The organism is Maridesulfovibrio sp. (genome assembly GCF_963677005.1).
In the GTDB taxonomy this organism is placed as follows: Bacteria; Desulfobacterota; Desulfovibrionia; order Desulfovibrionales; family Desulfovibrionaceae; genus Maridesulfovibrio.
The window spans coordinates 1,110,775-1,126,275 of the sequence record NZ_OY781616.1; the positions used below are offsets into that span (position 1 = coordinate 1,110,775).

The window sequence follows — 15,501 nt, forward strand, 5'->3', positions numbered from 1 at the left end:
ACGGCCAAAGGGGATAATCCCCTTTGGAAACCCTATTCGTTTACGGTTGAGGCCGCCGGAGCAACCCCGACAGATTAAAACGTGCCGCTGTTCCAGCCGAACATGGACCGATCATGATCTGAAAATTCTATGTAGATTCTGTCGGCCGGGATTCCGATCTTTTCGGTCATGAAACCGCACAGACTTGCGGAAAGTCCCGCACACTGCGCGGACTCCAGTCCGAGACTCTTCAGGGCGAGCATGGCCGTGGGCTTGCTGCTTCCGCCGAAACTCATATGCAGCTTATCGTGCACGGCAACCATCACATATGATTCGGGCTTGCCGAGGATTTCGGCAACCAGCTTTGAAAGATCGGCCACGAATTCTTCCGCCCCTCCGCCCAGGTCGAGGTTTGTCTCTACTCCTATATACGGCATCCGGTTCCTCCTTCAGGAAATGCTTTCCTTTATCATTTTGCGCAGATAATTTGCCGCCCTGCTTCCTTTAAGGGCCTTGGCCCAGAGTTCGGTCACCATTTTCTGGTGCAGTTCCAAGGCCTCCGGTGCAGAAGTTAGCATACCCACACCCAACCGTACATTGGGAAAATCGCAAAGCTTGTAAGGGCTGAGACAAAGCGTGGAATGGCCCGGCTGCCTGAAAATCTGAAAGTGCGTGCTGGGAACGGAATCCACCAGAATCCCGATCTGCAAGCCGATCGGCTGTTCTTCCAGCAGCGAAATGAAATGCTCTACCTCGCGCCTTGCGACTTCCTTTCTTTCCTTAAGCACATCATCTGGAAGATCGAACGAACCGACAAATCCGTTACGCAAAAACTGTTCCAGGTTGGTGGCTGAGGCAAGATTCACCATACCCGGACGCCGCCTGTCGTAAACCTTTTTGCGTTCCCGCAGCACGGATAAGACCTCTGCAACCTGCTTGCGGGTCTCCTCGCTGTCCCTGAGTTCTTCCGGCAGTCCTTCCCTGATCGCAATGGCTAGGTATTTATCAAAATCGTCAGTAGTAAGCAGATAGGATATCAGCCCGAACATTACGGAAAGATGTTCGGATTCCGCTTCGTTCTGACGCATGCGCTCAAAAAAACTGATTGCCGACGATATGTATTCGACCCCGACCCCCATTAGGGAGGTCAGCGATACGCCGAGCAGATCTGCTATGCTTTCCAGCGTTTCAAGCTTGGGCGGATCGCCTTTTTCGTAGCGATACAATGCCGCCCGTGAAATCCCTATCTTAGCTGCAATCTCTTCCGCGCTGTACTTGCTGCCCAGCCTGAACGCTTTGAGCCTGTGACCAATCTCTTTCGGACTAAGTTCTCCCATTCTGAAAACACTCTCCATTTATAATGATGAGAATCTCATTTACCATCTTTGTAATCAATTGTGTCCTAAAATCTCATTTTTGTGAACATGTTTTTTATTTGTTTTAAAAATGAGATTTGTCTTGACAATAATATCATTTTCACTCCAATCTGAACTCATCAAATACAGTTGCAGCGAAAGACCTGATAAGGATATACAGGTTAGATATGTAACTCCGGTTTGAAAAAAATCCCGAACGCCAGTCGGGACCCCGGAATGCACGGTTTGGTCCGGGATCAATATCTGATGCAGGAAATCAAGCATCACCACACACCACACAGGAGGCTTTAAAGATGAAATTTCTAGGACGCATTGTTATTTGTGCACTTGCTTTGTGCATGGTGGCGGGCGGCGCGGCAGTTGCCGGAGCAGCCAAATACGAAGCCCGTATCGGCCATCTCGAATCTCCGCTGCAGCCCCGCCATCAGGGACTGGAAAAAATAGCCAAACTGGTCAACGAACGTACCGGCGGAGAAGTTGAATTCAAGATTTTCCCCTCTTCACAGCTCGGCAACCAGCGTGAAATGAACGAAGCAGTTCAGATGGGTTCTCTTGAAGGTACAGTATCCCCCGCAGCTTTCCTCGGAGGATTCAACCCCGCAGTCTCCATCATGGACATCCCCTTCCTGCTCCCGGTTGACCGCAAACAGGCCCAGGAACTCCGTCAGGGTCCCTTCGGCAAGGCTCTCCTCAAGACCTTTGATGCTAAAGGGTTCAAGGCAATCGCCACCTGGCCCAACGGACGCAAGAACTTCACCTCCAACAAACCCCTCGCCACCATCGCAGATTACAAAGGTCAGTCCTTCCGCGTAATGGATTCCAAAATCCTGATCGAACAGTTTGCCGCCATCGGTGCTTCCGCCATCGCACTTCCTTTCGGCGAGCTTTACACAGCTCTGCAGAACGGTGTTGTTGACGGCGAAGAAAACCCCCTCGACACCATCCAGCGCATGAAGTTCTACGAAGTTCAGAAATACCTCGTTCTGTCCGAACACGGCGCAATGGAAGACTACATTCTCTTCAACCCCGCATGGTGGGATTCCCTGCCCGAAAAATATCAGAAGATCATTGTTGATACTTTCATGGAAGTAATGCCCAGCGTGGAAGTCAACAAGGAACAGGCCCAGAAAGACGCTCTGGAAGTCATCAGAAAAGCCGGAGTCAAAGTATCCCCCCTTTCCGACTCCGACCGTGCGGAAATGCGTAAGCTGATGTACCCCAAAACCGCTGCCGCTTATGTTGAACGCGCCGGCGACACCGGTAAAGAGCTGCTCAAGCTTTATGAAGAAGAATACGCCAAGATCGTAAAATAAGTTGCATTCATTCGGTGGCGGGAAAACGTCTGTTTTCCCGCCGCTTTTTTCAGGAGTTACAAATGCGAAAGATGCTCGGTTCCCTGCTTGCCGCAATACGAATTATCGAACGGGTACTGGTTATATCCATAAACCTGATCATGGTCGGCCTTTATACTTTCAATGTTCTGGTGAGGGAAATCACCCCTCAATATTCAAGCACTTTCGCATGGATAGATGAAGCTACCAGACTGCTCATGGTCTGGGCGGTTTTCCTTGCCATAGGACTGGCCCTTGAAAGAGGCCGCCAGGTGGCTGTGACCACTCTTTTTGAAAAAATGCCCGACATCCCGCGCAAAGCGGTTAATTTTCTGATCAATATCACCGGAACAGTCTTCAGCTGCTATCTGGTCTGGCTGGGTATAGCCATGGTGAAATTCGTCATGCGCACCGGCCAGCTGAGCCCAACTCTCGGAATGCCGATGTACTGGCTCTATGTAGCCCCCAGCGTGGGTTTTTCCCTGCTGGCACTGCGGTACCTGCTTGAACTCGCAGGAATCAACGACCGCCACACCCGTCCAATCCTCATTGAGACCAAATAGCAAAGGCTGGTAATAAATCATGACTGCTTTAATTATTCTCATTGCTCTGCTGATGCTTGTTTGCGGCTTCGAAATGCTGCTTGTGCTCGGCGTGCCTGCTTTCCTGACCAAATCTTTCCTTTTCCCAAGAATTCCCGATCTTGTGCTTGTTCAAAAGTTGGTCGGCGGAATCAACTTCTCGACCCTGCTGGCCATTCCTTTTTTCATTTTCGCTGCGGAACTCATGGCCTCCGGACAGATTGCCAGAAGGCTCACCGACCTGATCAAATATTTTACCGGTCACAGACTCGGCGGAATAGGCCATACCACCATCGCCGGCTCCATGGCCTTCGGGTCCGTTTCCGGGTCCGCTCCTGCAACCGTAGCCGCCATGGGCAAGCTCATGTACCCGGAACTGCGCAAAACCGGATTCAGCGAAAAATTCAGTCTCGGGCTGATTATTTCAAGCGCTGAAACCGCGCTGCTGATTCCGCCGAGCATTACGCTCATCATTTACGGCTGGATGACCGGGACATCAATTACCGGGCTGTTTATCGGCGGTCTCGGAGTCGGCATTACCCTCGGACTGGCCTTTGCGGCTCTGGTTATATTCGAATCCCTCCGCAAGGGAGTAGGCCGCGGAAAAAAAACCACCACCCCGTTTCTCAAAGTCTTCAAGGACGCCTCGTGGGCCATGGGTCTGCCTGTCATCATTCTGGGAGGCATATACTCCGGACTGTTCACCCCTACTGAAGCAGCCGCAGTATCGGTTGTCTACGCCATAATCATCGAAGCGTTCATGTACCGCAACCTGTCCTTAACCAGACTCATAAACATTACCGAACGGGCTGCAATATCAACCACCATCATTTTCATCCTGCTGGCTATGGGCAGCGTGCTTTCCTATTTTGTAACCCTGGCCCAGGTGCCGGTACTGATCACCAATTTCCTTACTGAAATTGAAGCCGGACCGATCACTTTTCTCATGATCGTCAACGTGGCTTTCTTTCTTGCCGGTATGTTCATCGATCCTAACTCGGCCCTGCTTATTCTGGTTCCGCCGCTCTACCCGGTTGCCCTCTCCATGGGAATCGACCCCATCCATTTCGGCGAAATCGTCTGCCTCAACATCTGCATCGGCATGATCACCCCTCCGTTCGGGCTGGATATATTCGTGGCATCGTCCACGCTTGAAAAACCGGTAATGTCCATCATAAACGGAGTCTGGCCGTTCCTGTTCATCAACATTCTGGTGCTTATTCTGGTTACCTACGTTCCCGGACTCGCAACCTTTCTGCCCGGACTGGTCGCTCCATAAGAGGTTTCCATGCCTGTGAATGTACAAACAAACACATTGACTGGGACCTCCAAGCCGTCCGCCCCTCATCCGGTACCGGTTGCCACACCGAGTCTGGACCACCTTACCGGGGAAGCTGAAAGGCTTTTTGAAAAACTGGCGGAACTTTCGCGCGACAAAACCGGTGTTTCCCGTCCGTCATACGGCAGGACGGAAAGCATTGCCTTTGACATGATCGAAGAATTTGCGCGAACTGAAGGGCTCAAAACCTGCCGGGATGCAGCCGCCAACCTCATCATAGAACTTGGAGAGGATACTGAAAACAACGGCTATGTCCTGACCGGTTCGCATCTGGATTCCGTTCCGCAGGGCGGCAACTATGACGGATCAGCCGGGGTAATTGCCGGACTGCTCTGCCTCGTGGAAATGAAGCGTGCCGGAATCAAACCGGCAATTCCCGTCAAGGTGATTGCCCTGCGCGGTGAAGAAAGTGCCTGGTTCGGGGCCTGTTACCTGGGTTCCAAGGCACTTCTGGGCAAACTGGACGAAACCGAACAGGAACTCACCCAGCGGGATGACGGCAGAACGCTGCGCGAACACATGGCCGAATGCGGTGCTGAAATCGAACGCATATCCGCCGGGGAAAAACTCATCGACACCGGCAGGATCAAAGCCTTTCTGGAGCTGCACATCGAACAGGGTCCGGTTATGGTTGCCCGCAATCTGTCCGTTGCCGCTGTTACCGGCATCCGGGGAAACATCCGCCACCGCCGTATTAAATGTATCGGCGAAGCCGGACATTCCGGGGCCGTACCGCGCTGGCTGCGTCACGATGCAGTATTCGCCGTTTCCGAACTGATCACCCGCATAGACGATCACTGGACCACCATCCTGCAGCACGGGGGGGACCTGGTGGCCACCTGCGGGATACTATCAACCAATCCGCAGAATCACGCCATGTCGCGCATCCCCGGAGAAGTGACTTTCAGCTTCGAGGCCAGAAGCCAGTATGAGCATACACTCGCAGCCATTGAAGCCCTGCTTCACTCCGAGTGCGCCACCATCACCTATGAAAGAAAGGTAAAGTTCGAATTTGACAAACCCGTAAAGACTCCTCCGGCAGTAATGGATGAAAATCTTATTGAACGCATAAACAATGCTTGCATGGACGAAGGCTTGCCTGTAGAAGCAATACCCAGCGGAGCAGGACACGACGCATCTCTCTTTGCAAATGCCGGAGTTCCCACGGGTATGATTTTCGTGCGCAACCGCAACGGTTCCCACAATCCCGAGGAAGAAATGGATATGGAAGACTTCATCAGAGGCACTTCCGTCCTTTACCGCACCATCATGGAGTTCGAATAATGCGTACCGAGATAACCATCATCAGACCCGATGACTGCCATCTCCATCTCAGGGACGGGGAAATGCTTGCCGCAGTACTCCCCGCCAGTGCCCGAATATACGCACGCGCAATTGTCATGCCCAACCTTGTTCCGCCGGTGACAACGGTGAAGCAGGCTGCGGAATACAGCAGACGTATCATCGATGCACGGCCTGAAAGTTCACACTTCGAACCGCTCATGACCTGCTACCTCACCGATTCTACAAATCCGGATGACCTGAAAGCGGCCTATGCTGTCCAAGCCTTTCACGCGGTAAAACTTTTCCCGGCCGGGGCCACGACCAACTCCGACAGCGGCGTTACGGATATCGCAAACGTCTACCCGGTACTGGAAGCCATGCAGGAAATAGGCATGCCCCTTTCCGTGCACGGTGAAGTTGTTGATCCCGATGTGGATGTATTCGACCGCGAGGCCGTTTTCATCGACCGCGTGCTGGAGCCCGTGCGCAGAGATTTCCCGGAACTGAAAATTGTTTTCGAACACCTTACCAGCAAAACAGCAGTGGACTATGTCTTTGAACAGGATGAATATACGGTGGCTACCATAACACCGCACCATCTGGTACTGACCAGAAACGATCTGTTCAAGGGCGGTATGAATCCGTATATGTACTGTCTGCCGGTGGCGAAAACGGCCAAGGACCGCGATGCCGTGCGCCGAGCCGCCGTTTCCGGCAATGAACGGTTTTTCCTCGGCACCGACTCCGCTCCGCATCCGGCAAGGATGAAGGAAAAAGCGGGTGCTGCGGCCGGCATTTTCAATGCGCCGACTTCCATCGGGTACGTGACCCAGATTTTCGAGCAGCTTTCGGCCCTTGATAAACTTGAGGGATTCACCTCCATTTACGGGGCCAGATTTTACGCTCTTCCCCCCAACGGGAGTACAATAACCCTGAAAAAGAGGGAAACACCTGTTGAAATGAATTGGGAGATCAAAGCCGGGCATGATGTCGTAAAGATATTCAAGCCCGATGTATCCCTTTTTTGGGATTTGGTTGATTGATAAAGGCTGAACCGTTATATTCCGGTTCAGCCTTTTTTCCGATAAAAACAACACAAGGAGAAACAATGGTTCCTACCAGCTTTCCGGACAAAGAAACCATCGCTGAGATCACAGCGAAGATGCTCATTGAAGTAAAAGCCGTGCATTTCCGTGCGGACGAGCCCTTCAAGTTCACTTCCGGCTGGGCCAGCCCGGTTTACATTGACTGCCGCAAACTCATATCATTCCCCCGTGTCCGCCAGACCCTGATGGATTTCGGTGCATCAATAATCCTGCGCGATGTAGGATTCGAATCCATCGACTGCGTGGCCGGCGGTGAAACCGCAGGTATTCCCTTCGCAGCATGGCTCTCCGACCGCCTGATGCTGCCCATGCAGTACGTTCGCAAAAAACCCAAAGGATTCGGCCGCGACGCACAGATCGAAGGTGATTTCAAGGAAGGGGCAAAAGTCCTGCTCGTTGAAGACCTCACCACCGATGGACGCAGCAAAATCAACTTCGCCCAGGCACTGCGCAGAGCCGGTGCGGAAGTAACCCACACCTTTGTTCTCTTCCACTACGGCATCTTCCCCAAAACCAAGGAAGTTCTTGCCGAGGCCGGACTTGAAATGCTCTCCCTGGCAACATGGTGGGATATCCTCAATGTTGCCAAAAAGGAAAAATACTTCGACACCAAATCCCTTGAAGAAGTTGAAAAATTCCTCAACAATCCCGTAGAATGGTCCGCCGCACACGGCGGGGTTTCCACTTATCCTGAATAAGACTTCAAACCGGATATTCAGTAACAGAAGGCCTTCGGCGATACTGCCGGAGGCCTTAACATTTTTGATGCGCTTCGCGCTTTTGATAATTTGATTTCGTCTCCGACGGCCAAAGGCCCATTAGCCCTTAGGCGAGAAGTCTTCTTCGAGTCTTAGGGATATGGAGAGCAGAGATGGATAATCCCCTTTGGAAACCCTAATAGTTTCAGTTTATTACCTTGAACGTAATTACTTTGATCGAAAATTTTATCAGAGTAAAAAAATAGCCGCGTTTCTAATAAGTTGATTTATGTGATGAAACCATCCCTCAACGGCCCTCATTTAATTCAGATATCAATTTCAAAGCATGCACTGTCCCCGGGACGCCTGTAGACAAAGCATTGCGATTCATCAAGTCCTAATTTTTCGTGAATCCCTTCCAGCCACTGGGTTCTCCCGAAAGCATGGGTCGGCACAAAGACCTGCGGCCTGACCGCGTCAACAAACTGCGGCCCTCCGGCCAGATTTTCAAGTCTCCTGTCCACGTTGGAGAATGTCACCTGAGGATTTTTCGAAGCAACCCTGCTAACCGCTGCCCGAAAAAATTTCCGTGTAAAATTGCGTTCGGCAAAAGAAGAATTCTCCCAATCCCAGCTTGCCAGGTCTCCACCGTTGTACACCTGCAATCTCTCGGGAGTGCGTAAAAGATATGCCACACCCAGATCGTTGGAAAGCATGGTTTCAATCTTCATTCCCTGGAATTCGTACTTCTCGTCCGGCTCTACAATCAGAGTATCGCCGGTTATCATTTCCGGAAACATATCTTCGATGTCATCTGAAACAACAGACCTCAAAGATGCGGCGTCACTGCAGATTTCAGCATAATCCGGCGCAAAATGATCTATATGGCTGTGCGTAAAAAAAATGGTCGTATCACGCCCGGACACGGCGTTGCGTAACGCTTCTGCGGCCTTTGATGGCCGATACTTTTCTGCGGGGACATCAAACACGTAGCTTGAGCTTCCAACATCAAGCACAAAGCAATTATGGAAAATATAGGTAATCTTTATCCACATCGTGCTCACATCTTTCCGGTCTCTTCCAGATATTCCCTGCTCACGGGAAAATAAACATGCCCCCATGAGTTGAGATGCCCGGCCAGAAACTCGGCATCCGGACCGGAACCGCAAAAGAGGTCCACGCGGGTACCCTTGATGGCCCCGCCCCGGTCCTGAGCCATCACAATCCTGGCCGAGGCTTCCTTGGTATCCTGCCCCTGCACCGGCAGCCGTACGGTCAGCAGCCCAAGTGAACCGTGCGGAATGACCTTGGTATCCGTGGCAATGCTCGCCATGGGAGTAAGAGGTGATCCCATGGAACCGAACGGACCTTCATCATCCAGCCGGAAAAAAACATAACTGGGATTGGTTACCAGCAGTTTCTCGACCAGTTGCGGGTTCTCTTTGAAAAAGGTCCTTATCTTCTGCATGCTCATACCCTCTTTGGGCAGCAGGCCGCGCTGGATAAGCTCCTTGCCGAGCGAAACATACTTCAACCCGTTTTTACCGGCATAAAGAACATGTTTCACGCTTCCGTCCGGAAGCACAAGCCTGCCGGACCCCTGAACCTGCAACATGAAAATATCCACCCGGTCCTTAACCCAGGCCACTTCAAGCCCCTGCCCCTGCAAAGCTCCATCAAAATCTATTTTCTCGCGATCATAATAGGGAACAGGCTCGCCGTCCTCAATCCTGTAAAGGAGTGTCTGCCCCTTCCAGCGATGATGAAATTTGCCAAGATCCATTTTTTTCAGATCGGACGGCAGACTGTACAGCGGATAAGGATAATCCGGGTCAGGGGTTAATGAAGCTTCAAGATATGGTTCATAATATCCGGTAAGCAATGTACGCGGAACCAGTTCATACCAGACGAATTTATCTTCAAGCAGTTCCGGAGAATCGTCCAGATGGGGCAGGATTTGCAGAAATTCCTCATTTGTACGGCGAAGCATTTCCCAGGTGATTGTCATTGCTCCGTATCTGGCGGCAACACTATTTCCGTTTCTTCTGGAAAGGTATTTAAGATTCTGCTCAACTCCGCTTTTCAGACTCATCCACGAAAAAGACGGTCCGCTTTGAGTATAAAGCCTGTTGACCAGACCCTGAACCTGAGCTCTGTCGATTTTTACATAGCCTTTTCCCGGCAAAGCCGTCGGAACCGTTCTTGTGGAGCACCCGGCCAGAGAAAAAGCAACAACTACAATTAAATATAATAGTTTTTTCAGCGTATTTTCAGCAAAAAACATAGCAACAGGCTCCCAATATACTATTCCAGGCACTGGCATAATTCCCGGAAGTAACATATACACACAGGGTATACTAAAAAAATCAGTATACGGTCCTTTGAATTTAAGACAAAAAACATAACATAACAGAGTTGATTATGCGGTTCTGCACAATATTCATCACATTTGCACTCTGCCTGCTGGCAAACGTTTCCATAGCTTCCGCCAGGTGGGACATGGTACTGCTGACCACTTCCGGACTCAACGGGCAACTGCTTCCCGCCCGCGAGAAAAAGGAAAACAACGGCATGGTACGGACTTTCGGAGGATTTGCAAGGATTGAGTCCGTATTGGATTTATACAGAACCAAGTATCCCGGATGTTGCCTTACAGTGGCAACGGGGGATGATCTTATGGGTGAATCCCTGACCAATGAGCAGGGAAAAACTGTATTCGGAACGATGAACCGGATGGGATTCGATGCCTCGACTCTCGGTAACCACGAATTCGACAGAGGAACCAATTTTCTGATCAAGTGCCTTAAAAACAAGAAGTTCCCGACAATCGTCAGCAACATTGAGGTAGCAAAGGGAAATCCTCTTGGAAAATACATAATGCCTTACACCGTCATGAAGGTTAATTATCTCAATGTCGGCATCATGGGCATGATTCTTCCAAGCATAAACATGATTTCCAATCCCGGACCCGGAATTTCCATAAAGACCGATCTGATTGAAACCGCCAGAAAAACGGCAGAAAAACTGAAAGAAAGTGGAGCCGATGTAATTGTTCTGCTCAGCCACCTCACTCTTGAAGACCAGAAAAAAATCCTGGAGCAGGTTCCTGAAATTGATATTATCTGCGGCGGACAAAGCCACAAGGACATCCTGCCTGGTCAGGAAATCATTGCCCGGGATGCCCTTACTCCGGGACTCATGGTCCAGTGCGGAAATCAGGGACGATATGTCGGTGTGCTTAAAGTCAGAATCAAGGACGGCACAATTACCAAACATGAATGGACAATGATCCCCGTAAGCGACCAGACAAAAGCCGATCCTAAAATTCTGGATTATATCACGTCACAGGTAGGAGACAGTGATGCCGATGAAACTATAGCTGTCAGTTCTGTCCCGCTGGACACCCGTGTAGGGCTCATCCGTACACGTGAAGCTCCCATAGGAATGCTGGTCAGTTCCATCATGCAAAAAAGATTCAAGACGGATATCGCATTCCAGAACAGCGGGGGAATCCGTGGGGATAAACTGATTCCTGCCGGAAAAATACCCGGCCTTGAAATCAACAGGATGTTTCCCTTCGGCAACACCATAACCATACTCAAAATTACCGGCAAAGAGCTGAAGCAGGTACTTGAAAGATCAGTTTACAAGCTGCCTGATCCCTCGGGTGCTTTCCTGCAGATATCAGGAGTGCGCTATACTCTTGATCTCTCAGGCACACCTCAGGAGCTTGAAATAAACGCCATCGGTAAACCGGTCAGGGTCAAAACCCCCGGAAGCAGGGTTTCCAAGATCCGGGTTATGGACATAACCGGAACCTACCGCCCCATACGGGAAAAAGACAAATATTCAGTCACCACAAACTCCTTTCTCGCAAAAGGTGGTGACGGCTATATCATGCTGAAAGATGCTCCCGGCAAAGTCGAAACGTTTATAAGGGTACGAGACGTAATCAAATTCGGACTGCTTGACATGAACAGGATAAAAATCAGGAATACACCGGTAATGTTCAATAAGCAGGGAATGCCGTATTACAACTGAGTAATTCTTTAGATACATCAGCGGGCAATCCGGCCTGTTTGAAAACATGAACAAAATAGCGATTGCCCTCCCCGGAATCTCTTGATATCGATTCGGCCATGAAGCAGGAAAATTTCATAAACCCTTTCAGTATTGTCCTTTTTGAACCGGAGATACCGCCGAATACAGGCAACATCGCCAGATTGTGCGCAGGAACGGACACTCCGCTGCACCTCATAGAGCCGCTTGGTTTCTCCATTTCGGACAAGCATCTGAAGAGGGCCGGGCTTGACTACTGGCCGAGCGTAAAGCTTTCCGTATGGAAGAACTGGCAGGAGTTTAAAGACAATGTGCACCCGCAAAGACTGGTAACCACCAGCGCCAAACGAGGCACCCCGCTCTTCGACTTTACTTTTCTACCCGGTGATCACATTGTACTCGGTCCGGAGACAAGGGGGCTGCCCGGCTGGATGTTTGAGGAATTCAAGCATGCGGTAAACATTCCCATCACCCGAAACGTACGCAGCCTTAACCTTTCCACCTCTGCCGGAATCGTCCTCTACCAGGCCCTTTCGTGCCTGGATACAGACGTCAACTTCAGATAACGCATTACGATCAACAACCACCTGAAGGCAAACAATCAAATATTCTTCAACCATTAAAGCAAGTTGAACAACACCTCCCCACATTCTTGCATAACAATGCGCCTAGGGGTATATTTAGCACATCTAATTTATTCTGGAGATTTTATGAGACTTCTTGTTACAGGCGGATGCGGATTTATAGGAACAAATTTCATTCTCCTGATGAAAGAAAGGCATCCGGATTGGAAAATTTTCAATCTCGACAAGCTTACCTATGCCGGAAACCGCAAAAATCTGCTCAAACTGGAGCAGGACGAGAATTCCGGCTACACTTTCCTGCATGGAGACATAGGTGACCGGGAGTTTGTCACTGCGGTCCTTCACGACCATAAAATCGATGCAATAGTTAATTTTGCCGCAGAATCGCATGTAGACCGCTCCATAAACGATCCTGCGCCCTTTCTCAGTACCAACATAATGGGAACGCAGAACCTGATGGAGTGCGCCAGACAGGCAGGTACGGAAAAATTCGTCCATGTCTCCACGGATGAAGTTTACGGCAGCCTCGGACCTGATGAGCCGGCCTTCAGCGAAAAAAATCCGCTGCAACCGAACAGTCCCTACTCCGCATCCAAGGCAGGAGCGGACCTCATGGCCAGAGCCTACTTCGAAACATACGGATTCCCGGTATCAATCACCAGATGTTCCAACAACTACGGGCCCTACCAATTTCCTGAAAAACTCATCCCCCTCATGTTTCTCAAGGCTACAGCCGGAGAAAAGCTCCCTGTTTACGGGGACGGATCAAACATCCGGGACTGGATATACGTTGATGACCACTGCACCGGGGTTGAACTTACCCTGCTCAAAGGCAGGCCCGGACAGGTATATAATTTCGGTGGAGCTGCGGAAAAGACCAATCTGGAACTTATCCGCGAAATGCTCCACCTCCTGAATCGTGACGAAAGCCTCATCAGCTATGTAAAGGACAGGCCCGGGCACGACAAACGCTATGCCATGGATTTTAAACTGGCGGAAAAAGAACTCGGTTTTACCCCGAAGACATCGTTCCGGCAGGGTATCGGCAAAACCATAGAATGGTACACTGCCAACAGGGAATGGCTGGAAGACGTACGCAGTGGCGCCTACCGGGAATTCATGGAAAATTGGTACGGAGAACGAAAGTGATTGAACTTACAGGCAAGAAAGCGGTTATCCTTGGCGGCAGAACAGGTCTGGTAGGCCAAACCCTGACTGAAAAGCTAAAAAAAAACAATTTGATAACGATACCCCTTTCCCGCTCCGATTTTGATCCTCTGGACGAAGAAAGCATGCAGGCCCTGCTTGAACGCGAGGAACCGGATTTCATTTTCAATACCATTGCCTACACCATGGTGGATCAGGCCGAAGAAGAAGAAAACAGAGCCCACCTGCTGAACACCACACTCCCGGTTTCCCTTGGACGACTGGCTAAAAAATTCGGATGCAAGCTGATACATTTCAGTACGGATTTCGTTTACGACGGCAAGAAGGATTCTCCATACGTTGAAACCGATGCTACCAACCCCCAGTCAGTATACGGCGAGACCAAGCTGGACGGAGATGAAAAACTTCTCCAGTCAGGATACCCTGATATCCTCATCATAAGAACAGCCTGGCTGTTCGGCCCCCACAAGACAAATTTCGTTAAAAAAATAATCGGATACGCCAAGGAACGAGAATTTCTTTCCGTAGTGCATGATCAGAAAGGATCGCCGACCTACACTCCCGACCTTGCAGACTACACGATTGAATTATTGCGCCACGAGGCCACCGGAATATTCAATGTGGTGAATTCCGGAAAAGCCTCCTGGTGCGAACTGGCTGCAGAAGCAATCAACTGCTCAGCCATCAACTGCCGGATAGATGCCGTGCCCAGCAGCTCATACCCGACACAGGCAAAGAGACCGCCCTACTCTGTTCTGGACACTTCCAAATTCACGGAAATGACCGGAATAACTCCGCGCCCGTGGGTACAGGCATTAAGGGACTACATCTACAACCATATTGGCAATATCCAGAAAGATTAACCGATTTCCGGCTCCCGCCTGACCGGCCGCAAACACATGTGCCTTTCGGACTGAGCAAAACGTTCAGCCCCGGTCTGTGCGTATTTACGGACTTTTCGGACATGGGCCGGAAAACCAACCCGACACTGAATAATGAAAAAGATATCCCCGGAACTTCTACGGGATTCAATCCAGCTTGCAATGACTGCGTTCTGCATCTGGATCGGATACCGTTTTTACCTGTTCTACGAATTCATGACCGGACACTCTTCTGTGCCGGTAAGCAAACCCGGAGCGGTAGAAGGATTTCTGCCCATAAGCGCTCTGCTTTCACTCAAAAAACTCATTACTCAGGGAGTATTTGACGAGGTTCACCCCGCGGGGCTGACCATCTTCATAGCCGTAATGGTTATGTCCCTGATCATGCGCAAAGGATTCTGCGGCTATCTCTGCCCGGTAGGATTCATTCACAACCTGCTGAACAAAATAGGCCGTAAGATCGGCAAGACACTCAGGATAACAGGAAAACTGGAAAAGGCTCTGCTGATCCCCAAATATATCGGCATGACCTTTTTTGTTTACGCAGTCTTCGTAAAAATGGGAGGACGCACCCTCGAAGCATTCCTGCACTCGCCTTACAACTTTACAGCCGAAGCCAAAATGATGCTGTTCTTTTCCCACCCGACAGCCGTCTCCGGCCTGATCATCGGGGCGCTGCTGCTTCTGGGAATTTTCATTCCCTACTTCTGGTGCCGCTTCATGTGTCCATACGGAGCATTGCTCGGAGTTATCGCCAAGATCTCACCGGTCGCAATCACCAGAGACCGGGAAAGCTGCATCGGATGCGGAAAATGCTCTAAAGTGTGTCCCGGCGGGATAGATGTCGAATCGCAGAACACTGTGAATTCCGCCGAGTGCATCGGCTGCACTCAGTGCATAAATGCATGCCTGGTAAACGGATGCCTGACTGTCACTGACCGCCTCAGCAAAATGAAGCTGCCCTGGTACATAATCGGTCTCGGTTGTCTGGGAATACTGTTGATCTACTACATTGCGGCAAGGACAACCGGCCACTGGGACTCTCCGTATCCTATAGAAATGCTGCGGAAATATTACATGCAGCTTTAGGATCAGAATCAACTGAGATAAAATAAT

Annotated in this window: 15 protein-coding genes; 11 read left to right on the forward strand and 4 right to left on the reverse strand. The window is 50.4% G+C overall.

What is annotated here, in order from left to right; translation table 11 throughout:
- Positions 1 to 74: 74 nt before the first annotated feature.
- Both ACKU4E_RS05190 and ACKU4E_RS05195 read right to left on the reverse strand, forming a co-directional pair.
- Positions 75 to 416: a phenylpyruvate tautomerase MIF-related protein gene (locus ACKU4E_RS05190; protein WP_320170017.1), complete on the reverse strand. Its 342-nt coding sequence runs from the start codon at positions 414 to 416 to the stop codon at positions 75 to 77.
- 12 nt (positions 417 to 428) lie between these two features.
- Complete coding sequence (locus tag ACKU4E_RS05195) at positions 429 to 1,316, reverse strand: helix-turn-helix transcriptional regulator (RefSeq protein ID WP_320170018.1); 888 nt, start codon at positions 1,314 to 1,316, stop codon at positions 429 to 431.
- Positions 1,317 to 1,648: 332 nt separating this feature from the next.
- On the opposite strand from ACKU4E_RS05195, the gene ACKU4E_RS05200 reads away from it, so the two are divergent.
- From ACKU4E_RS05200 to ACKU4E_RS05225, 6 genes are all read left to right on the forward strand, one after another.
- A complete protein-coding gene (locus tag ACKU4E_RS05200; RefSeq protein ID WP_320170019.1) occupies positions 1,649 to 2,668 on the forward strand; it encodes a TRAP transporter substrate-binding protein in 1,020 nt (339 codons plus the stop codon).
- 62 nt (positions 2,669 to 2,730) lie between these two features.
- Entirely contained in the window at positions 2,731 to 3,249 is a 519-nt protein-coding gene (locus tag ACKU4E_RS05205; RefSeq protein ID WP_320170020.1) for a TRAP transporter small permease, read from the forward strand.
- 19 nt (positions 3,250 to 3,268) lie between these two features.
- Positions 3,269 to 4,546, forward strand: a complete 1,278-nt coding sequence (locus ACKU4E_RS05210; RefSeq protein ID WP_320170021.1) for a TRAP transporter large permease — start codon at positions 3,269 to 3,271, stop codon at positions 4,544 to 4,546.
- 9 nt (positions 4,547 to 4,555) lie between these two features.
- Positions 4,556 to 5,890, forward strand: a complete 1,335-nt coding sequence (locus tag ACKU4E_RS05215) for a Zn-dependent hydrolase (RefSeq protein ID WP_320170022.1) — start codon at positions 4,556 to 4,558, stop codon at positions 5,888 to 5,890.
- Positions 5,890 to 6,933, forward strand: coding sequence for a dihydroorotase (pyrC, locus tag ACKU4E_RS05220; RefSeq protein WP_320170023.1), 1,044 nt, complete (start codon positions 5,890 to 5,892; stop codon positions 6,931 to 6,933). The genes ACKU4E_RS05215 and pyrC overlap by 1 nt, the downstream gene beginning before the upstream one ends.
- A gap of 65 nt (positions 6,934 to 6,998) precedes the next feature.
- Positions 6,999 to 7,694 (forward strand): orotate phosphoribosyltransferase, encoded by a 696-nt coding sequence (locus ACKU4E_RS05225; RefSeq protein WP_320170024.1) that lies wholly within the window; start codon positions 6,999 to 7,001, stop codon positions 7,692 to 7,694.
- Between the two features lie 326 nt (positions 7,695 to 8,020).
- Here the strand turns inward: ACKU4E_RS05225 and ACKU4E_RS05230 are convergent, their stop codons facing one another.
- Together ACKU4E_RS05230 and ACKU4E_RS05235 are read right to left on the reverse strand one after the other, a co-directional pair.
- Complete coding sequence (locus ACKU4E_RS05230) at positions 8,021 to 8,749, reverse strand: hypothetical protein (RefSeq protein WP_320170025.1); 729 nt, start codon at positions 8,747 to 8,749, stop codon at positions 8,021 to 8,023.
- A 5-nt stretch (positions 8,750 to 8,754) separates the two neighbouring features.
- Positions 8,755 to 9,978, reverse strand: a complete 1,224-nt coding sequence (locus tag ACKU4E_RS05235; RefSeq protein ID WP_320170026.1) for an MltA domain-containing protein — start codon at positions 9,976 to 9,978, stop codon at positions 8,755 to 8,757.
- Between the two features lie 137 nt (positions 9,979 to 10,115).
- On the opposite strand from ACKU4E_RS05235, the gene ACKU4E_RS05240 reads away from it, so the two are divergent.
- From ACKU4E_RS05240 to ACKU4E_RS05260, 5 genes are all read left to right on the forward strand, one after another.
- Positions 10,116 to 11,735, forward strand: coding sequence for a bifunctional UDP-sugar hydrolase/5'-nucleotidase (locus ACKU4E_RS05240; protein WP_320170027.1), 1,620 nt, complete (start codon positions 10,116 to 10,118; stop codon positions 11,733 to 11,735).
- Between the two features lie 98 nt (positions 11,736 to 11,833).
- Positions 11,834 to 12,319, forward strand: coding sequence for a tRNA (cytidine(34)-2'-O)-methyltransferase (locus ACKU4E_RS05245; RefSeq protein WP_320170028.1), 486 nt, complete (start codon positions 11,834 to 11,836; stop codon positions 12,317 to 12,319).
- Between the two features lie 144 nt (positions 12,320 to 12,463).
- Positions 12,464 to 13,486, forward strand: a complete 1,023-nt coding sequence (rfbB, locus tag ACKU4E_RS05250; protein WP_320170029.1) for a dTDP-glucose 4,6-dehydratase — start codon at positions 12,464 to 12,466, stop codon at positions 13,484 to 13,486.
- Entirely contained in the window at positions 13,483 to 14,367 is an 885-nt protein-coding gene (gene rfbD / locus ACKU4E_RS05255; RefSeq protein ID WP_320170030.1) for a dTDP-4-dehydrorhamnose reductase, read from the forward strand. The genes rfbB and rfbD overlap by 4 nt, the downstream gene beginning before the upstream one ends.
- Positions 14,368 to 14,499: 132 nt before the next feature.
- A complete protein-coding gene (locus ACKU4E_RS05260; RefSeq protein WP_320170031.1) occupies positions 14,500 to 15,474 on the forward strand; it encodes a 4Fe-4S binding protein in 975 nt (324 codons plus the stop codon).
- The last annotated feature ends 27 nt before the right edge of the window (positions 15,475 to 15,501 follow it).